Here is a 20,418-nt window from a genome sequence, read left to right as displayed (position 1 = left end):
TTGATTCAATTTACCTTTGATAGATGGCTAATAATTTTTCGAGGTCATGTCCTTTCACATGAGATCTCTTCAATTCGCCAACTTTTTGGATAAGTTCCGGCTCATGCCAGTCTGGATGATCAAAATGACCATCAAATTGGGTTAACCACTCACTCATCTCTCCAAAGAATGCCCGATTCCAACGAAGCTGATGAATGAATTCCTCACGTGTTCCCTCAAAATTAAATCGCTCGATTAGAAGGTTGAGCATGTCCGCTTGCCATTCAGAAGGCAATACAGACTCCCCTCTTATATCTTTAAAGCGAAACCATTGCTCATCAAACTGAAGTGCATGAGGATAATAATACGCATAAATGGAGTCAAACGTTTCTCCATTTGTCGTCACAAGCTTCTCTCCTTTATGCTCTCGTAACACATATCCGCCTTCTGTACGGTTCATGTGTTCTAGTTGTTCGGGGTCCACGAAGGTAAGCCAAATTTCTGTAACTGCGTTCTTCACTGGGGCAATAATCGCTGGCAGCGCACCATATGGCGCTAAGAAAGATCCATAAACGATATCTGAATCAACCATGGATGCTCTCATACATAGAACAAAATCATTCAAATTTTTATTTAAACTGAATTTATAACGTAATTGTGCGAGACAAATGTTAGATCCATACGCGACTAAAGGTACCCGCTTTTCTAAAGGGAGTAAATCATGAGCATTCAAAAATTCTCGTATCGACTGAATCGATTGAGACGACTCCTGAAATGATCCTGCTAACGAATTAGATTCGGATACCTCTACAGGCAGATCTTCTATTGGTACGCCCTTTTCCTCAACAATCCGGTGTGCTTTTCCTTCGTAATAGATGAATGATGAATCAGGTCTCGGTCCAGGATATATGTCTGGATGATCATATGGACTTACATCGATTGGTTTATTTTCTTTGTACATAGCTTCATCCCCTTATATCTCAGTTGCATTTCAAGTATAATGAATTTTCAGACGCATTACGAATACAAACTACCCATAAACAAAGGAAATAAGGAGTGTCGTTATGAACGAGAAAATGAATTTCAATCCCGGACCAACTGCTCTCCCAGATGAGGTACTCACTAAAGCTCAAACTGGTCTCAATAAAGAGCTTCACTCAGGCATATCCATATTAGAAATGAGTCATCGTAGTCAAGAGTATCAATTGATTCATGACAATGCAAAAAGCGAACTCCGTCATTTCCTTGCTGTGCCAGAAAGTCATGACATTCTATTTTTACAAGGTGGCGCTAGTCTCCAGTTTACGATGGTACCGATGAATTTGTTATCAAAATACAATACAGCGTATCACATTGTTACGGGATCATGGGCTGAGAAAGCGTTTAATGAATCTCAGAAAATCGGAAAAACACAACTTCTAGCCAGCAGTAAACATACTACATTCGACCGAATCCCTAAACGTTCTGATTGGAATGTGGATGTATTTAACACTCCAAGCTACCTCCATATTACGAGTAATAACACGATTTACGGTACACAATGGCAAGATTATGAGGATTTACCTGATTTACCTATTGTGATGGATATTTCAAGCGACGTAGGAACGAAAGACATTCCATGGGATCGGGTTACGCTTGCGTATGCAGGAGCTCAAAAGAATTTAGGCGCGGCAGGTGTTACGGTCATTATTATAAATAAGGAACTACTTGTAGATCACGACACCGAGCGCCCTATTATGCTCGATTACAATGCACATGCGAAGAAAGGCTCTCTTCATAACACGCCTCCTGCATTTAATATTTATGTATTAGGGTTAATGGTTCAATGGATGAACCAAGAGGGTGGTCTTCAAGAGTTTGAAGATCGAAGTAATAAAAAATCAGAACTCTTCTACAGAATAATTGATCAAAGTAATGACTTTTATAAGGGCCATGCTGAAAAATCTAGCCGTTCCAAAATGAACGTCACATTTAAACTCCCAACATCTGAATTAAATGAGGCCTTTCTAAGAAAAGCAAATGAGGCTGGCTTTGTTGGCATATCTGGTCATCGTTCGATCGGTGGCTGTCGCATCTCTTTATACAACGGAATTGAAATGGAAGCTTGTGAGAAGCTTGCGCATTTTATGGAAACCTTTAAACAAGTTCATTCTAATTAGTTACCAAAAAGTGTATAGAACAATTTCCTTTCCATCCTTCTTCCTTATTGTTAAAATAAGTTCATCCGTATTACTTGCAATGGGCATTAGCGCACTATTGGAGTAGACGAGACGAGTTGAGAAGAGGAGAGGTTTTACAATGAAATCGATTCAATTAGCTTTATCAGGTGTACTACTTGCTGTAGGATTAGTCCTACATGCTGTCATTCCAGGAATATTAGGGGCAATGAAATTCGACATGCTCTTAACAATGATGTTCTTAGCGATCATCCTATTTCCAAATATAAAAAGCGTAGCTGTTACAGCGCTCGCAACAGGTGTCATCTCAGCGTTGACAACTACATTCCCTGGTGGCCAGCTTGCAAATATGATTGACAAACCGATTACTGCCATTATTGTTTTCGGTCTATATAGTCTATTAAAGAAATATCACGGACATGTTGCGCTAGTAGCAACGATTACAGCGATTGGTACTTTAATCAGTGGGACAATATTCTTAACATCTGCTGCAGTAATCACCGGATTACCAGCACCATTTGTAGCATTGTTCTTAACTGTAGTTCTACCTACAACCGTTGTTAATACGATTGTTATGACAGTGCTCTATCCAATCCTACAAACGATTACGAAAAGATCTAACTTGATTTATCAAACGTAAATAAGCAATTCAAAAATGCTGAACCCACTTATGGTTCAGCATTTTTTATTGCCATTTAGGTAATGGTATCGTTTTCCTTTATGACCTCATCCTTTTCCCAGCTTAAAAATTGATGAATTTCTTGATTAACTGTCTTCCATACGTATCCAATAATTGCTACATCATCAACTAGTCCAAGACCTGCAATAAAATCAGGAATCGCATCCACTGGGCTAAGGAAATACAATAGCCCGCCCAATACGGTTATCATTGATTTTTTGGATATCTCTCTATAGTTTCCGAGACGATACTGATCGACAAGTCGAATTAAAGCTTGTATCTTGTCCATGAATCCTTTTAAAGATTCCTGTATTTCATCTTTTTGAAGTTTAGCACGCACATCCTGAACAACATTACCACTCTGCGATTGATCAGAAATTATTGTACGTGCTCTCCTCAACATTTTTCTGAAGTACATGAAAACTTTTATTTTCTTCAGCATTTCTACTCGCCTCCTACTTACCTTTTATTTTCCACATCTTACTTAATCTTAATCAGATAAGGGAGGTTTGCCAAGTCTAACATTTTACAATGATAAGTATCTCAAGCATGAATAGGTTAAACTACTACGGTCTTGTCTTTAATTACTCATTACAATAAAAAGCACGACAAGCAACAGACATAGACTACCGACAATACCAAAGATTTTGCCTACACTTTGCTTCTTATGAACACTTACATTTCTGAATGAGTACCTTTTCGTGTCCATAAACATTCGAATCATGAAAAAGAGTAAAAGTAAACCAAGTATAGCAAGTACAATAACTCCATAGATCATCACTTATCACCCCATACCATCCTATGAATGGTTAGGACATTTTATTCCCCGAAAATTGTTTAAGAATGTCGATTTCATGGGAATGTTTTGTAGAAATGGTCGAACGATTAATAAAGGTTTATAAGAGGTTCTAACGAATTATGTATTAAGAGACTTACCTTATTTGTTTGTGAGCACCTATACCCTCTCAACAAGTGAGGAAGATATGAAAGGAGAATGAATTTAAAATGAAAAACGAACAGAAATCTGTATTAATTGGCTTTGCGGTAGGAAGTATTGTCACGGCTGCAGCAACATTATTAGCAACACCAAAATCAGGTCGAGAGCTCCGTAAAGACATTAAAGATTCGACCTATAAATTGAAACAAACGATGACAGATGTGAAGAAAGAAGGCATCAGCCTTAAAGAACAAATTGTTCAAGTTTCTAAAGAAGGTGTAGAAGCATTTAAAGAAGTTGCGACTGACTTAAAAGAAGATATCAAAACATGGAAAAAAGACATCGAACCGAATCTTGAACACATTAAAGATGAAGTGGACACGATTCAAGAATCCGTATCTGAGCTACAAGAAGATACGAAAAAACCTGTAGCTAAATAAAAGTGAAATTCAAGGCTTCATTTTTAAAAGCTGAGTCGCCTCTTTTTGAGGCAGCTCAGTTTTTTTGTGGCAAAATGAGCTACATATTTAAATTTCTTCCTACATTACCGATAATAAATGAGTGAGACTTTTGTTCGTATCACAACGAGAAGAGTGGGGGTTAAAACTTTTCAACAAAAATAAATGTGAATGTCTGTTTCTGTCGAATTAACACTAATGTATGTACCTTTATACATAGATATAGCCACTTCTTACTGTTAAGAAGTTGTGAAAAGTTGGATATTTAGCTTTATAAATCTAACAATTCCTGTCATAATATAATCAGAATGGAGGCTCGTTATGGAGAACAAGAAAGATTTTTCAATGAAGGAAGCCATGATGTTTAGTCATAAAGTTGCTCAACTCAGCAAAGCCATGTGGAAATGCGTAGAAAAAGATTGGCAAAGCTGGATTAAACCATTTGGGTTGAATATTAATGAACATCATATCCTCTGGATCGCTTACCACTTAGAAGGGGCTTCGATTTCTGACATCTCAAAGTATGGTGTCATGCACGTATCCACCGCATTTAACTTCTCTAAGAAGCTAGAAGAACAAGGATACCTCACTTTCTCTAAGAAAGAAAATGACAAGCGAAATACGTATGTAAAGCTAACAAACTCAGGAAGAGATTTGCTTATGCGTACAATTGAAGCTTATGACCCTGAAGAATATGGAATTTTCGGTGCATCACTTAAAATTCGTGATTTATATGGAAAGTTTCCAGAATTCGATGAGTTAGTAGCGATCATTCGAAGTGTTTATGGAAGTGAATTCATGTCGATCCTTGATACGACTGTTACAAAAATTGATCAAGAACTAGACGAAACTGATGGGCAATTGATGCCAAACAAACTTATTAAAGATACTGAACAAAATGATGAACCAGGAGAAAAGCCGGAGAAATTGGCGACTACTTAGTTGGACTTTCATTCTCTTTCATCATTTCTAATAACTCCGCTGTTATATCCACAAACATACCTTGCTGTTTAAGCGCGGAGGCAGTAGTGAAAGGATTTAAAGTCGAATTAAGCATTCCTACATAATGAAGGAGCAGAGAAGTCTGATCCACCATTCCGGCTTCTCTTAAGCTTTCCTTCTCTTTTTCTAATTCTTTCATTAATTGATATACTTCTTTTACTTCGTCTTTTCCTAGTTCTGCTTCTACAATGAACCGATACCACGGAAAACGTTTTGGATCGATCGTATCCACCATAATTTGTTGGTAGTACATAAGACGCTCCATCTTTTCTTCTTCACTTCTGTTCATCCAAACACACCCTATCCTAATCGCAAAATCAACTTTCCTTATTCTTTATTTTACCCCCTCTTCCTTAATTCTGAAAATAATACTTTTTACTTTATTATTTTTTTGTAAAATCTATTGATTTCTTCTTGGAAAAATCGTATTGTATGTACGTGGTTTTGAAAATGTAAGGTTTTCACCTTTTCCCACTCTTTCATCATGACAAAGAAGGTGATGCAATATGAATTGCTTCAAGTCAATTAATTTAACTAGAGATTACGGTAATTTACGACTAGGTCTGATGTCTACTTTATTTAGTCTCACGTATTTTATCGTTTATTTTATGCTCTTTAGAATGTTTCACCCAGAAACGATCTATTCTCAAACAGGGTTACTCCCAATTCTAATACTTGTGATAATGGTTATACCATTACACAGTCTTTTGCATTGTATTCCAATTTGGTTTACAGGTAAAAAAGCATGGATTGAGCTTGCAGAAAATCGTTATTCATTTTTCTGTCGAATTCCAAATGTATTGCCTAAGAAAACAGCGCTTATTTCGGTATCGTTTCCACTAATTGTCCTAACATCTTTATCACTCGTTGGACCTTTGTTATATCCAGAATATTTGCATGTATTCGCGATCATTTCAACCGTAAATATGTTCTATTGCTTTAAGGATATGATTTATATCTTCCATCTGTGGAATGCACCAAAAGATTCGTATTTAGAAGATAGTGCTACTGGTTTTCAAATAATCGTTCGTCGTACATTCTAAAGACATACCATACGTAAGGGTAGGCCATAGTGGCCTACCCTTTCTTATTCTGTAATATAATAAACTTTAAATCGAATATCATCCTTTTCTAAATCAAATGATTCAGCCTTAAGAAACAATTGATCTTGGAACTTATACTCTGTAAGTTTTACTAAAATCGTTTCTTCGTTGTCATTGATTTCAACCCACGGCGGGAGTTTCGTACTACCTTTAATGAATTCTAGAATTTTTTCCCCAGGCAGCTTTAATGCCCCGAGTTTTATTGATTCCTCTTTTAGTATGAGATTACCGTTATCAAGTACTTGCGGTTCAAAGTCCATCGTAAAATCTACTTGATTTGAGAAAAAGGTGAAATATCCACTTACTTGAACTGTGTCCTTCAGCTTCACATCATAATCAAACTTAGAGTTTCGACCTGACTTTAAATCTGTTAACTGTTCGCTTATGAGAAAGTTTAATTGCTCTTTAGATGATTCAATATTAAATATCGGTTTCCCTTGTTTTGGCTCTTGTTTCGATGCTTTGTCAAGATCATTATTGTTCACAAAAATGAGTGAGACGACAATTACAGGTACAATGATCATGATCGTTAATAAAATAAAAAAGGCTGATTTCCACCTTAACTTCAACTCAATTCTCCTCCTATCTCTCTATAGATAATAGTTGTCACTGTTCTTTTACCTCATCTTTTGGTATGTTTAATATACAATCTCTAAAGTTGGAGGTTCCATTATGACACTCATCGCAATCTATTATATAGCATTCGCAAGCGTTGTCCTTTTCTTGTTCAACTCACTGACGAATCGCTTATGTATTCAAAAAAACATTCCAGCTGAAAAGCAAGTGAATGTATTTCGTTGGATTAATATTATGATTACGATACTTCTGGTAAGTTCATATATTGAAGTTATTTATGTCTCATAATAATTCATTATTACCCACAGGAGGTCTCACACAAACCTTCAGTGCGCAAAGAGTCTTCATTTACTCAACCACGCTATAAAGCTGGTTGAGCTTTTATTTTACCGCAATTTAAGTAAATGTGTATAGGAGAACAAAAATAAGAGGCTGACAGGTGATGTCAGCCTCTTCCCTATATCATTCTATGTTACGTATTAGCAGATCCAAGCTGCGCCTACGATAATCAATAGGATGAACAATACGACGATCAAAGCGAATCCTTTTCCATATCCGTATCCACCCATGATGTCACCCCCTATTCCGGTGTTGCTTTATCCTATGCATGGACGTAAGCCAAGGCATAGGCTCTTATCCTCAAATACATAAAAATTCATTGATTTAATAAAGGTAGCAAGCTCCTATGATGATCAACAAAAGGAACAGTACTACGATTAATGCGAAACTATTTCCATGTCCGTACCCCATTGCAATCCCTCCTTTGTTATTCCATATAGTGTATAAGTCTAGTAGGGGTTTTGATTAGACCAATGCCCTTATTTTGAAAAAAGGGCACCTGCACAATCAATTCCAATAATTGTGTATTTTTTCTCATATTTGAAGTATGGAGTGTATTTTTAATGAGCGGATATGCTATAGTAGAACATGTGAAAAAATTTCTACTTCATAGGAGTGTATGTCGATGAAAAAGTGGATCCTATCGGTTGCTGCCGCTACAGCAATATTCGGTGTCGCAGCATGCAGCAATGATAATGGTGAGTCAGGAGATAGCAAAGTCCTAGTGGAAACAAGTGAAGGTAATGTAACGCAAGATGATTTCTACAAGGAACTGAAGAAGCAACCTCAATCAGAACAAATGCTCAAAGAACTTGTACAATACAAAGTTTTATCAGAAAAATATAAAGTTAGTGACAAAGAATTAGACAAAGAAATTGATTATCTTAAGAGTCAATTTGGTGGAGAAGATGGATTTAAAAATGCTCTAGAACAAAGCGGTATTAAAGGTGAAGATGAACTACGTGACGTAGTGAAGCGAAACCTTGTCTTCTTTAAAGCTCAAACTGACGGTATGGAAGTCTCAGAAAAAGAAATGAAGAAAATGTATGAAGAGCAATACAAAGTGGAAGAAGTAGAAGCTCGCCACATCTTAGTAAAAGAAGAAAAAACAGCTAAAGAAGTGAAGCAAAAGCTTGAAGATGGTGGAGATTTTGCTAAATTAGCGAAAGAATATTCTACTGACCCTGGTTCAAAAGACAAGGGTGGGGAATTAGGTAGCTTCGGAAGAGGCCAAATGGTTCCTGAATTCGAACAAGTTGCGTTTTCACTAGAAAAAGGAAAGATTTCTGACCCTGTTAAGTCTCAACATGGATTCCATATCATTGAGGTCCTTGAACAGAAAACACAATCCTTTGAAGATGCTAAATATCAAATCAAGAAAACAATATTACAGCAAAAAGCACAAGAACAAGCACAAAAGAATCCAAATGAAAACCCAATTGATAAAGCATTAGAAGATGCAGATATTAAAGTTAAAGTGGACGAGTATAAAGACTTGTTCAAAAAACAAGATGATAACAAAGAAAAAGAAGATGAAAAGTAAAGCATAATGTAGGAGTGACCTGGAGGAGGGCTGATTAGAGCCGATCTCGCCATGTCACTCCTTTTTTTTCGATCATTTACGCTTTTTCTAGATAATTTGTGTTTTTTCTAGATAATTTCAGATTTTTCGAGATAATTTCGTTTTTTTCTAGATAACGGCTGCACTTGGACAAATGTACACTCATTTCAATTCAAAAAGTGTCTGAATAGCTCATTTCCGATTATTTTTCTCGTCAATTTCACAAAAATGATCATCAATCTGCTCAAATATAGCAAGAGGCTGACTTATTAAGGACACATCGTCCTCAAAGCCAGCCTCTTTCATTCCAAACACCAATATATAGTTTATTCCCCTGATGCTTGATCTTTTCGCTTTTTCTCTTCTTCAATCCGTTCCATATAGACTTTTCCTTCTTCTTCAATATGAACACGGTCTAGCTTTCTATCCTCAACTGTATGATGCCAAGCGCGATAACCCGAATAACCGATTCCAGCGACTAAGAAATACATCCACCATGGTACATTGGACAACACGGGTGATAAGTTGCTGTATATTCCTGTCCATTGCAATAGAACAAAAAACAAAACAACCGTTGCGGCTACGTAAAGGCGACGCATCTAAATTCCTCCCTTGTAGACAAGCATTCTTTTTACAAAGGTATGTAGGAACACGGTTGTTTATGACTGATTACATATTGGTTGGTACTGAATTTTTCTTCTCAGTTAAAGGTTTATAAAAGGCACGATTTTCAAGCGGGAATACTCGTTCTGTATATTCTCCTGGTTCAACTTTACTTAAAGCACGGTCCATCATATTCATCTTTGCATCAATGTTATCAATATAGTGAAGAATTTCAGCTTCTCTTACTAATGGTGGCTTAGGGCTTCCCCACTCCGCTTTCGAATGATGACTAAGAACCATGTGTTGAAGGATTAACACTTCTTCACCTTCTATCCCTAGCTCTTGCGCTGCCTCTTTAATCTCTTCTACCATCATCGTAATATGACCTAGTAGGTTCCCTTCTAGCGTATAGCTCGGCGCAACGGGACCAGACAACTCTCTCGTTTTACCGAGATCATGTAAAATGACGCCCGCATATAAGAGATCCGTATCAAGTGAAGGATACAATTGAGCGATGGATTTAGCTAAACGAAGCATGGATACGACATGGAAGGCAAGCCCAGAGACAAAGTCATGATGGTTTTTCGTTGCAGCTGGATAATCTAAGAATGCCTTCTGATGCTTCTTCACAAGATGTCTTGTCAAACGCTGGATATTTGGATTCTTCATTTCGAATATCGCTTGTGTGATCACTTCAATCATTTCTTCTTGCGGGATTGGAGCTGTCTCCACAAAGTCATGTACACTAACGCTATCTTGTTCATTCGATAACCGAATTTGTTTGACCTTTAATTGATTTTTACCACGGTAACTCGTAATATCTCCTGTGACTCTTACAATCAGCTCAGGCTGGTACATCTTTTCATCCTCAGGCGAAGAGTCCCATAACTTTGCTTCGATATCACCCGTATGATCTTGAAGCATAATCGTCATGAAAGGTTTTCCTGTACTCGTAACTCCTTTTGTAGCTGATTTGATTAGAAGAAAGTCATCAAAGACATCTCCTACCTCGTATTGCTGTATTCCTCTATTCATTTCATTGCCTCCTTTATTACCCACTATTTTCTACTGCATTTCCCATTCTCGTTGAAGTCCATACTTTCACTGCGGCTAAAGCTACTAGTAACACTACAGCACCAAGCCAAAACGGAATATGTATATCCACTTCAAACAAGAATCCTGCAAGAACAGGTCCTGCTGCATTCCCAAGACTTAAGAAAGAATTGTTTAGTCCCATAATTGTCCCTTGCTGTTTTCCCGCTAATTTTGAAATATACGAATTCAGTGACGGGCGCAAAATTGAATTTCCTAAAAAGAAAATCGAAACGGTGATCAAAACCGTTACATAGTTAAAAGCAAAGACCATCAAAATAAATCCAATTGCACTCAGTAATAAAGAGCCAGACACAACCCTATTATCACCGAAGCGCTTTGTGAGCCTACCAACTAACGTCCCTTGCGCAATTGCACCGATTATACCTGTTATGGCTACAATCACCCCAACTTCAGCTGGATCGTACCCGTACTTTTTCAGTGCATAGAAACCGAAAATGGACGTGAAATTAGCCAAAGCGAAACTCATTACGAAAACGAGCACGAGGAGGAAGCCTACAGGACTCTTCAGTGCATTTCCCATCCTAACGAAATGGTTCGTCTTTTCCTCATTTTTCGCTTCTTCTCTTGCCTCGTCTGAAAGGGTCTCCTTTAGCATGAAAACAGATACCACGGCAGCAAGCGTACCCGCAAATCCGGCAATGAGAAATGGTAGTGATAGATCAATTTCTGCAAGCCATCCGCCGATACCTGGACCGATGACAATTCCTAATGCCATGGCGGCGCCCATTAATCCCATGCCTTTTCCTCTATCTTCTTCAGAGGTCACATCTGCTACATAGGCCATTGCTGTTGGCATTATAGCGGATCCGAATGTCCCTGCAAGAATGCGCGAGGCGTACAACATCCATAGGTCTGTCGCGAATGCGAAAATAAATTCAGCTAATGCAAATCCAAACATCCCTAATGTAATCAAAGGCTTCCGACCTATTCGATCTGATAATCTCCCCCACACAGGCGCAAGCAAAAATTGCATAAAAGCGAACGAGGCTACCAAAAGACCAAGATCTCTTCCAGAAGCGTCAAAAGCTTCAACATAATACGGTAGAATTGGAATGACAAGCCCAATTCCAACCATGATAATAAATAAGTTAATCATTAATAATAGTAGTGGTGCTACTTTTTTCTTCTTTGTTTCTTTCATACAATCATCCTTCTAAGTCTTACAGTCCAGACATTATATAATCATCGTAATCGATACACCATCTTTATAATTTTGGACCTCTACATTACCATTATGAAGTTCTACGATACGTTTGACAATAGCTAGACCAAGCCCAAATTGTCCTTTATGACTCATTTGAAAAGGTTCGAAGATATGCGCAAGATCCTCTTCTGGTATTCGTTCACCGTCGTTTCGAACCTCCATCCATGTATGACCATTCTGATTAATCGCTTTAATCTCAATGAATGATTCTGCATAACGGAAAGCATTTTGAATCAAGTTCTCATATACAACTTCCCATTGCTGACGGTCTCCTTTAAAAGTAACCCCTTCTCCTTCAATATGAATGCGTAAATCCTCTCGTTGATAGCGGAACCTGTCGAGTACTTCATCCAGCAGTGTTCCGAAGCGGATAATCTCTGCATTCGGCTCGGAATCCTTTAAAGTATCTAGTTTGGAAAAGTAAATCATATCCTTGACCCGCTCTTCCATCCTACCAGACTGATGAATAATGACATTCATCATTCCTTCTAAATCTTTCTCAGGCATGACGCCATCTTTAACCGATTGTGCGTAACTTTTTATCGTCATAATCGGTGTTTTCAATTCGTGTGACGCATGTTGGATAAACATCTTTTGAGACTGATCGTTTCGGATTAAGCTTTGCCGCATTCGCTCAAATTGATTGGACAGCAATTCAAAGTCTTGATCTCCTTTCAATTGGAGAGGCTCTTTCCAATTGCGGCTCCCAATTTGCTCAAATCGTTTGCCTAGTACTTTGAGCGGTTTTCTTAAATAATTTGATAGCCAAATCGCTGGAATGATACTAATGATTATGCCAATGATCAGGATCCAGATTAACCTCTCCCAAAGCTTTTGGACGAGTTGATCTCTGTACGTATCCCACATATAGGAAACTAAGAACGTCGGTGTGCCGTTCACTTCAATCTTTCTTATCACATAAAAGAGTGATGCGTCCCTATAGGTCAGCTGATATTCACCTGCTTGTTCACCGAGTGTAGAAGCATTTTCCCACATTCGCCTTAAAACAACATCTGGTACAACATCTCCTTTTAGAATAAAAGATTGATTCCCTAATAGAAGATGTCCTACCGACCTCGTTGCTTCTCTTCTTTCAATAAAGTTTAGATTGGAGTCAGGCAATTCTTGTTCGGGATCCGATCCTTGAATAATTAAATTCTGCTGTTCTTCAATTAAACGATACGTTTCGTCCGTCAACGCCTCTCTCATAGAAAGTGGATAGATGATCACGACTGCTAAGCCTACAACGAATACGAGTAAAAAAAATGAAAGCCATATCCGTTGGGCGATACTTAACATTTTCACGGATGTTCAACCCTGTATCCGCCGCCATACAATGTTTCCAAGTTTAACCGTGGCATCTTCTTTCGGATACGGCGAATGACATCATCTACCGCTCTCTCAGACCCGACATAGTCATTTCCCCATACACCTTCAAGAATTTCTGTGCGGGTTTTTAATTCATTCACATGTTCTGTTAAGTATAGGACAACTTCAAACTCTTTAGACGTCAAATCAATTTCACGATCTTCATAGTAAACCTTTCGTTCGATCGGTTGAATCCGGTAATGATTAATCCACCGAGTCTGAAACTTACCATTCGTTCCTTCATATATTCGTTGGAGAAGTTTCTTTGCACGGATGACTAATTCCTTCGGAAGAAACGGCTTGGATAAATAGTCATCACTCCCGAGTTCAAGGCCTTTCACACGATCTAGGTCCTCATCTCTGGCAGATGCAAAAATAACCGGTGTATCTGACTTCTCTTTAATCCTACGGAGTATCTCGTATCCATCAATATCAGGAAGCATAATATCGAGCACCCAAAGGTGAGGTGGCTGGTCGATTGCTTCTACCGCACTGTTACCATCTGAGAAAACTCTCACACTCCATCCTTCTTTCTCCATGTACGCTTTCATAAGTAAAGATAGGTCTATTTCATCTTCAACCAAGTATATGGTGTACGTGCTCAAGATTCTTCAACTCCTCAGTATGCTTGTGGTTGCATTGTGTTTGCTTGCGGAAGATAAAGACAGTGATCTGACAGATTTTTACCTGTCGTTTCATGACAGGTAAAGTATAGAATTTGCCTATTCTCAGCAATTCTATTAATTAGTTTTGACGCAAGTAATCTTCTCTTCTGATCAAAGTTTACAAAAATATCATCCATAATAAATGGGAAATAACCCCGATGTTCGTATTCTTCTCCTAATGCAAATCTAAGTGCAAGGTAAAGCTGTTCCATCGTTGCTCGACTTAATTCCTCGGGTTTAAATAGCATTTGATCGTTTCTTTCAATTAGAAAACTTTCATCATCCTTAGGAGCAATTAATCTTTGATACCTTTTTTCGGTCAGTTCTGAAAAGTAACTTTCTGCTCTTTGTATGATTTTTGGTTGTTTTTCAGATTGATAATTTTGTTTCGCAACCTCTAGTGCATATTGTGCAGTTTTCAAAATTGCCCACCTTTTGGCTTGTTCATTGAATTCACTCTTTGCAGCTTCAAAAGCATGTAGGTGATGAGAGTATGAACCGTCTTTTTCTAGTTGGGCAATTTGGGCTTGAATTTTCGCTCCTTCATCTCTTAAACCGTCTATTGTCTTGTCTGACTGATCAAGACGCTCTTGAACATTAGTTAAGTCAGTATCTATTTGGTCTGAGCTTCGGTAAGCTTCCTCAAGCTCTTTTATCAATTGTTCAGTAGTAGTATGTTTAAGGTGGGCATTTCGCATTTCTAACTGCTCATTCAGTTGCCGAAACTTCTCATTCGCTTTTCCCCTTACCCAAAAGGTTTCTTCATCATTTACATCTGCTTTATCAAACAATTCTTGTATTTCTTTCTCGTAAAGGGTTATCTTCTTCTTCACACTCTCAAATCTTTTCATCAAATCTTCTTGTTCATCCTTCAATTTCAACAAGCTGTTCTGCTGATCTTGTGTTCTTTTCCAGTTTGAAGCAAGTGTACGCATTGCCTGATCCATTGAATGGTGATCAGTGATTTCAAATTCGGTTAACCGACTTAGTCGTGTAGAGAAAGCTTCTACTTCTTCAAGTCTCTTTGCGCGTTCAGTTTTCCAGTTACTCAATTCAGAAAACCGACGCTTTAACCGGTCTATTCTTTCAAACAGTTCCAACATCATGTCGTTAGGGATATGGTCTGGCATTTGAATGTGTTGCCGAATTTCGGCTAATTGGTCTTTCGTTTCATGGTCATCTAGCTCCCAGTTATCATATTGTCTTGCGATTTTCTGGTAACGTTTTTCTAGTTCAACCGCTTGCTCTTCTAAGTGCCTACCTTGCAGAGTAAGATGTTGTTGTTCATATATGATTTTCTCTAAACGCTCTACTTCTGTATCATCGAAGGTTTGTTGTGAAAGCTCGTTCTCTAAAGCTTGAATTTGTTCATCTAGTCCGTTGATGTCTGTTGAATTCTTCTTATTAGCGAGAACCACACCGGTTCCTACTAGACTAATGCCGATCACTAATCCTGCAATTAAATCGCCATTTAGGACCCAAACAACCGCTAACAATATACCTAATCCTATCAGTAGCCAGCTCATCATCCCTGTAGTCTTTTTTGAATTATGTGTGTCTTTCATTTGCTTCATGTTAGCTAGCTGTTCTTTCAGCCGAGTCGGTGAATGACTCGTCTGGTTCTTCAATTGTTCTTGATATGATTTTACCGTTTCATCATTTAATCGTCTCTCTTTTAACTGTGCTCGTTTTTCTTCATTGTCGTCAATCTGTGTACGTGCATGCTGTAAATCATGATCCAGTCTCTTTTGTTCATTTTCCAATTCATTATTCTGCTTCAGTATGGAAACTAGTCGTTGCTTCGTAATTAAATCTGTGCTAACTGAACGGATTCTTTCTTCTGTCCATTCATTGCCGATTAAGGACAACTCTTCTTCAATTTCTCGTTCTGACTGATTAATCCGTTCTTGCAGTTTATCAAGATCAGCTTGTCTAGCTTTAATGAGTCCATAAGAGGATTCTAAATCTCGTATCTCCTTTTCATGGCTTAGCAATTCATAATCTAATTGAATCGATTTTCGATTTACCTCATTTTGCGATTTTAAATCTTCTATATGCTGACCTTCGCTTGATAACTCTATAATACGTTCTTTTAAACGACGGAATCTTTCAAGTCCTTCTTCGGGAAAAGGCGTTGCCTGAGGTAATTGTTCTAGTTGGCTTTGTAATGCATTCTTTTGATCTACTATAGGATGAATAGATTGAAAAACCTTCAGCTTGTTCTCTTCTGCTTTCCATTTGTCTCTTAGCTGTTCTTGTTGAGCCAGTTCAAGTGAAATCTTTTCATGCTCTGATTTCATGTCATTATACTCATCTAGCTTGTTGCTCCATCGTTTCACTTTATCTTCTAAATCAGTCAGTTGTTCGATTTTTTGATTAAGTATAGGATTTCGTCCATTCGGTTTAAACAGCTCTCCTTGCTCACTTTCCAATCGGTTCGATATCCCATTTAATTGTTGTGCACCAGTCAGACCCGCGTTAAAAAGATACTCACCAAGCTCCTCTGACCTAATTTCACCTACTCTTTGCAGGCCATCTAGATTAAAGGAAAAGATATTCCGATAGGTTGAGAGGTTGATCTCTGAAAGGATTTCTTGCAAAAAGGATTCATCCTCTTCTCGTCCATTAGACCGAACGACGTGAATGGACCCTGATGCACCCCCTTTTCGCTCAATCGTTACGAGACCATGACGATCCGAGTCGATTACTAGCTTGCCACCATATGCTTGAGTTGTTTTCGGTTCATAACGTAGACGCTTTTCAGTCTTTTTTGGAAACCCGAAAAGCATATATTCAATAAAAGCCATAAGCGTCGATTTACCAGATTCATTATCACCTATAATGACCTGAACACCATTTGTCTCAAAATCAATCCTTTCATTTTCAAAACGTCCAAATCCATAAATATGTAAGCTCTTGATTTTCAAAAGGATTCACCTACCTTTCTGAGTCTTTCATCATTGAATCAAAAAGAAGATATTGAGCAGCCTGCTTAATTTCATTCTGATCTAAATCTTGTTCAATGAAACGTTTGCCTTTACGGTGTTTAACTAATGGCTGTAAAACAGTTTCTAAGTCTTCTAGTTCGTTATTAAATACGTCCATAACTTCTTCTATGAAGTGGGAGCTTCCAATATCTTGTAAGAGGTCTCCACTGTTGTGTTGGACGTTAAGACGATTGATCCAAACGAATGTCGTTTCCTCCTCTTCGGATTGTTGTAAATGTTCTAAAATGTCATCAAGAGTTGATTGATCTTGTAAAATAGAACCTAATGTCTGATTCACTTTCAAGTCTACAGATAATATCGTGTGGGCATCTGTTGACCTGTGTGTTTCAATCACATCTTTCATACATCGCAGTAAATCATCAACCTCATCAATCTCCTCAGTCGATACCGATACACTCGTCCATTGTATAGGTGCTGTTTGAATAAATTGTAACTGAGGTTTCTCATCCGATAATTCTACTAGGTAACAACCTTTAGCACCTTCTTCTTTCCTATTAAGTCCTTGAATATTACCGGCGTAAACGACTGGCGGCTCATGATTCAACTCACTCCTTTTATGGATGTGGCCGAGCGCCCAATAATCAAACGGTTTATCGAGCAGCTCTTGGAGTGAAGATGGCGCATATGGATCATGTTCGGTATTCCCTCCTACTGTTCCATGGAGTAATGCAATATGAAAGGGAGCACCGTCCACTTTTTCATAACGTGCTGCTATGTTTTCTGTAACCGAACGTTTCGGATAACTATAGCCATATATATGAGCACATAACTGACCATCCTTGTAAAATGGGATCATTTCAGGAGCTGAACTTCCAAAGAAATGAACATGATCAGGCCAAGAAAGCTGTACAAATTTCCCTTCCAAATGATCATGATTACCATGAATGGCATATGCAGCAATCCCGACCTCGCTCAACCTTTCAAATTGTTCTTTTAAGAATAGTTGAGCTTTTAAACTACGGTTCGCACCATCGAATAAATCGCCGGCTAGAAGTACGAAATCTACCTCTAATTGAATGGCTTTCGTAATCATCCTTTCAAATGATAGAAATGTACTATTTTTAATTTGGGTGAAGATCGACTCTGGCAAATGACCAAGACCTTTAAATGGCGTATCTAAATGTAAATCGGCTGTATGTATGAAGCGAACTTTCCGCATAACGTCCACCCTTTCGTATCATGTATTCTTACAAATATTTTATCATATTCATACGAGCATTTGTTCGTCCATCAACCTATCAACAAAACATAGTTGTCGCACTTCATCTTGTTCATTATCTAAAAGAAAAAACAAGACCTCGTAGAGTTGTGATTCAACGCTTCTCGGTCTTGTTCTTTATTGAGTATAGATGGTTCACGGACTAATTCTTTGAAAACATTAGCGCTTTCTTTAAGTTCTTTAAACTCGTAGCATTACCATACATAAGCACACCACCACGGTATACTTTAGCCGCTATAACAGCGAAGATCCCAATTGTCGCGATTAAGACGACAATACCAATCAACGTTTCCCAAATAGGAATATTAAGCATTCCGACGCGCAAGAACATGATCATTGGCGTAAAGAACGGAATGTATGATGTAATGGTTACGAAGCTTGCTTCAGGGTTCGCCAGACCTGACATCGCAATCATAAATGCTACGACTATAATGAGAATAACAGGTGTAATGACTTGATTCGCTTCTTCTACTTTATTCACGAGTGATCCTAGCATAGCTAGCAATGTCGCATATAGAAGAAATCCTAGTAAGAAGAAAATTACCGCATAAACCATCGTTGATACCGGTAGTTGGTCAATCGTTATAAAGTCTGTAAAACTTTCCATTGAAGTTGGATTTTCTGGCTCAGGCGCAAATTTCATTGAAATAAAACCAACGATAAAAATTAATGCGAATTGTGTCAGTCCTAATAGTGCAATACCGAATATTTTCCCGAACATCTGCTTAACAGGAGAAACACTAGAAATGAGAATTTCCATGACTCTTGACGATTTCTCTGTGGCAACTTCTGTCGCAATCATCGATCCATAGAAAATAACCGCAAAATAGATGATGAACAATAGAACATAAACGATAGAACGTGCTTGATCTAGTTCTTCTGCAGTCTTTGCATTTTCCTTCAATGCTTGCATTTCAAAGGATACTGGGGCATACAAATCAGATAACTCTGCAGGATTAACTCCAAGGTTCTGCGTGGCAATCATAACCTTCGTTTGTTGAAGACTACGTTCCATCATCCTGATCCATCCGGACTCTGTATTACTCTCGACTTTTAAAACCCCTTCGGGTAACCCTTCCTTTGTTTCATTTAAAATTAAAAGACCTTCATAATCGCCTTCACGTACACTCTTTTCTGCATCACTTTCCGATCCATTAACTTTTACAAGTTCCACATCATCTGAAGCCGCAACAACCTGAGATTTCAACTGTTCATAGAAACGATCAGATGAGTCCAAAACTGCCACTTGGCGAGCTTCGTCCTTGTCAAAAGTCGATATGATCGTTTGCATATTTGTTAGTCCTACGACTAGTAACAATGTGGCAATCGTTGTGATAATAAATGCTTTTGAACGTACTTTAGATTTATACGTATGCGCAAGAACAATCCATAACTTATACATAAGAAGCACCTACTTTTTCAATAAAGATGTCATTCAAGGATGGCTCCTCTAACTCAAACTTTCGAACAAACCCTTTTCCTTGTATGGTCTCAAAAATGTCCTTTGCAATCTCTTCATTTTCAACTTGTAGCGTGACACCTTCTGAAGAAGCTTTATACCGGACGACACCAGGTAAATCTTTCATGTAGGATAAATCAAAATCAGCACGCACAGAGACATTCTTCTTCCCGAACGACCTTTTCACATCTTTCAATGAACCGTGAACGACAGGACTCCCTTTATGCAAGATACATAAATACTCACACAATTCCTCTACATGCTCCATTCGATGACTTGAAAAGACAATTGTAGTACCTTGTTGTTTCAACTCCAGGACAGCTTCCTTCAGCATTTCAACGTTAACGGGATCCAATCCGCTAAACGGTTCATCCAATATTAAAATTTTCGGCTTATGAAGAACAGAAGCTATAAATTGGATCTTCTGTTGGTTACCTTTGGATAACTCCTCTACCTTTTTACTTTCATACTCTGGCACTTTAAATCTTTCTAACCATTTACGCATTTCTGGAATAATTTCAGCTTTCTTCATACCTTTTAACCGGCCTAGATATAGAAGTTGATCTGACACCTTTAAGCTTGGATACAGTCCTCTTTCTTCTGGTAAATAGCCGATTAACTGCGAGTCTTTTTCCAACAGACGCTTATTCTTCCAGGTTACTTGACCGTGAGTTGGGTTCAACAAACCGATCATCATTCGAAAAGTAGTCGTCTTTCCTGCACCATTCGCACCTAACAGGCCAAATATTTGTTGCTCAGGAATCTCAAATGAAACGTGATCAACTGCAGTAAAGCTTCCAAATTTCTTCGTAACATTTTCTATATGTAAAGTCATCGAATCGCTCCTCTCTCCCTCTATAACGGATACAAATGGAAAAGGTTTCACTTTTTAAATTTTAGGTAATGAATATTTAAGAAGGATTTCCGACATATCCCTCGAATATATGCAGGAAAGGGAGGCTCAA

23 protein-coding genes are annotated in these 20,418 nt (G+C 38.1%); 7 read left to right on the top strand and 16 right to left on the bottom strand.

All coding sequences use genetic code 11. The annotated features are described in order from the left end of the window. Window positions 1-10: 10 nt before the first annotated feature. Window positions 11-940, bottom strand: a complete 930-nt coding sequence (locus L2716_RS00485; RefSeq protein WP_236330440.1) for a hypothetical protein — start codon at window positions 938-940, stop codon at window positions 11-13. A 103-nt stretch (window positions 941-1,043) separates the two neighbouring features. Here L2716_RS00485 and serC point away from each other — a divergent pair, with 103 nt between their 5' ends. Beyond that, window positions 1,044-2,138 (top strand): 3-phosphoserine/phosphohydroxythreonine transaminase, encoded by a 1,095-nt coding sequence (serC, locus tag L2716_RS00480; protein ID WP_236330437.1) that lies wholly within the window; start codon window positions 1,044-1,046, stop codon window positions 2,136-2,138. Between the two features lie 139 nt (window positions 2,139-2,277). Continuing rightward, window positions 2,278-2,796, top strand: coding sequence for a tryptophan transporter (locus L2716_RS00475; protein WP_236330435.1), 519 nt, complete (start codon window positions 2,278-2,280; stop codon window positions 2,794-2,796). Between the two features lie 55 nt (window positions 2,797-2,851). Here L2716_RS00475 and L2716_RS00470 read toward each other — a convergent pair whose 3' ends face one another. Further along, window positions 2,852-3,277, bottom strand: a complete 426-nt coding sequence (locus L2716_RS00470; RefSeq protein WP_236330431.1) for a YkvA family protein — start codon at window positions 3,275-3,277, stop codon at window positions 2,852-2,854. Window positions 3,278-3,415: 138 nt separating this feature from the next. Then, on the bottom strand, window positions 3,416-3,613 hold the full coding sequence (locus L2716_RS00465; protein ID WP_236330429.1) for a hypothetical protein: 198 nt from the start codon (window positions 3,611-3,613) through the stop codon (window positions 3,416-3,418). A gap of 227 nt (window positions 3,614-3,840) precedes the next feature. Here L2716_RS00465 and L2716_RS00460 point away from each other — a divergent pair, with 227 nt between their 5' ends. Further along, entirely contained in the window at window positions 3,841-4,212 is a 372-nt protein-coding gene (locus L2716_RS00460; protein ID WP_236330426.1) for a YtxH domain-containing protein, read from the top strand. 339 nt (window positions 4,213-4,551) lie between these two features. Next, window positions 4,552-5,172 (top strand): HTH-type transcriptional regulator Hpr, encoded by a 621-nt coding sequence (locus tag L2716_RS00455; protein ID WP_236330423.1) that lies wholly within the window; start codon window positions 4,552-4,554, stop codon window positions 5,170-5,172. On the opposite strand, the gene L2716_RS00450 is transcribed toward L2716_RS00455, so the two are convergent. Continuing rightward, window positions 5,165-5,521: a DUF1878 family protein gene (locus L2716_RS00450; RefSeq protein ID WP_236330420.1), complete on the bottom strand. Its 357-nt coding sequence runs from the start codon at window positions 5,519-5,521 to the stop codon at window positions 5,165-5,167. The two genes, L2716_RS00455 and L2716_RS00450, sit on opposite strands and share 8 nt — an antisense overlap. 217 nt (window positions 5,522-5,738) lie before the next feature. Between L2716_RS00450 and L2716_RS00445 the strand changes: the two genes are divergently transcribed. Continuing rightward, window positions 5,739-6,275, top strand: a complete 537-nt coding sequence (locus L2716_RS00445; protein ID WP_236330418.1) for a DUF3267 domain-containing protein — start codon at window positions 5,739-5,741, stop codon at window positions 6,273-6,275. A 44-nt stretch (window positions 6,276-6,319) separates the two neighbouring features. On the opposite strand, the gene L2716_RS00440 is transcribed toward L2716_RS00445, so the two are convergent. Further along, window positions 6,320-6,904: a YpmS family protein gene (locus L2716_RS00440; protein WP_236330415.1), complete on the bottom strand. Its 585-nt coding sequence runs from the start codon at window positions 6,902-6,904 to the stop codon at window positions 6,320-6,322. 103 nt (window positions 6,905-7,007) lie between these two features. Here L2716_RS00440 and L2716_RS00435 point away from each other — a divergent pair, with 103 nt between their 5' ends. Continuing rightward, complete coding sequence (locus tag L2716_RS00435; protein WP_268963907.1) at window positions 7,008-7,199, top strand: hypothetical protein; 192 nt, start codon at window positions 7,008-7,010, stop codon at window positions 7,197-7,199. A gap of 191 nt (window positions 7,200-7,390) precedes the next feature. On the opposite strand, the gene L2716_RS00430 is transcribed toward L2716_RS00435, so the two are convergent. Then, window positions 7,391-7,480, bottom strand: coding sequence for a YjcZ family sporulation protein (locus L2716_RS00430; RefSeq protein ID WP_221568841.1), 90 nt, complete (start codon window positions 7,478-7,480; stop codon window positions 7,391-7,393). A 94-nt stretch (window positions 7,481-7,574) separates the two neighbouring features. After that, window positions 7,575-7,661, bottom strand: coding sequence for a YjcZ family sporulation protein (locus tag L2716_RS00425; RefSeq protein ID WP_236337752.1), 87 nt, complete (start codon window positions 7,659-7,661; stop codon window positions 7,575-7,577). Between the two features lie 214 nt (window positions 7,662-7,875). Between L2716_RS00425 and L2716_RS00420 the strand changes: the two genes are divergently transcribed. Next, window positions 7,876-8,793, top strand: a complete 918-nt coding sequence (locus L2716_RS00420; RefSeq protein WP_236330412.1) for a peptidylprolyl isomerase — start codon at window positions 7,876-7,878, stop codon at window positions 8,791-8,793. Between the two features lie 344 nt (window positions 8,794-9,137). On the opposite strand, the gene L2716_RS00415 is transcribed toward L2716_RS00420, so the two are convergent. The 9 genes from L2716_RS00415 to L2716_RS00375 form a co-directional block, all read right to left on the bottom strand. Then, a complete protein-coding gene (locus L2716_RS00415; RefSeq protein WP_236330409.1) occupies window positions 9,138-9,410 on the bottom strand; it encodes a sporulation YhaL family protein in 273 nt (90 codons plus the stop codon). Window positions 9,411-9,480: 70 nt separating this feature from the next. Continuing rightward, window positions 9,481-10,449 carry a 3'-5' exoribonuclease YhaM gene (yhaM, locus tag L2716_RS00410; RefSeq protein WP_236330408.1) on the bottom strand — a complete coding sequence of 323 codons (969 nt, stop codon included), beginning with the start codon at window positions 10,447-10,449 and terminating at the stop codon, window positions 9,481-9,483. Window positions 10,450-10,465: 16 nt separating this feature from the next. After that, complete coding sequence (locus L2716_RS00405) at window positions 10,466-11,671, bottom strand: MFS transporter (protein ID WP_236330405.1); 1,206 nt, start codon at window positions 11,669-11,671, stop codon at window positions 10,466-10,468. Window positions 11,672-11,704: 33 nt separating this feature from the next. After that, on the bottom strand, window positions 11,705-13,033 hold the full coding sequence (locus L2716_RS00400) for a sensor histidine kinase (protein ID WP_236337751.1): 1,329 nt from the start codon (window positions 13,031-13,033) through the stop codon (window positions 11,705-11,707). A gap of 2 nt (window positions 13,034-13,035) precedes the next feature. Beyond that, window positions 13,036-13,707 carry a response regulator transcription factor gene (locus L2716_RS00395; RefSeq protein WP_268963906.1) on the bottom strand — a complete coding sequence of 224 codons (672 nt, stop codon included), beginning with the start codon at window positions 13,705-13,707 and terminating at the stop codon, window positions 13,036-13,038. A 14-nt stretch (window positions 13,708-13,721) separates the two neighbouring features. Further along, a complete protein-coding gene (locus L2716_RS00390; protein ID WP_236330402.1) occupies window positions 13,722-16,694 on the bottom strand; it encodes an ATP-binding protein in 2,973 nt (990 codons plus the stop codon). Between the two features lie 10 nt (window positions 16,695-16,704). Next, entirely contained in the window at window positions 16,705-17,934 is a 1,230-nt protein-coding gene (locus L2716_RS00385) for a metallophosphoesterase family protein (RefSeq protein ID WP_236330399.1), read from the bottom strand. 202 nt (window positions 17,935-18,136) lie between these two features. Next, window positions 18,137-19,396, bottom strand: a complete 1,260-nt coding sequence (locus L2716_RS00380) for an ABC transporter permease (RefSeq protein ID WP_236330396.1) — start codon at window positions 19,394-19,396, stop codon at window positions 18,137-18,139. Then, window positions 19,389-20,288, bottom strand: coding sequence for an ABC transporter ATP-binding protein (locus L2716_RS00375; protein ID WP_236330393.1), 900 nt, complete (start codon window positions 20,286-20,288; stop codon window positions 19,389-19,391). The genes L2716_RS00380 and L2716_RS00375 overlap by 8 nt, the downstream gene beginning before the upstream one ends. Window positions 20,289-20,418 lie beyond the last annotated feature (130 nt).

Source organism: Pseudalkalibacillus berkeleyi (assembly GCF_021608225.1).
Lineage (GTDB): Bacteria > Bacillota > Bacilli > Bacillales > Fictibacillaceae > Pseudalkalibacillus > Pseudalkalibacillus berkeleyi.
This window is presented reverse-complemented; position numbering and strand designations above follow the sequence as displayed.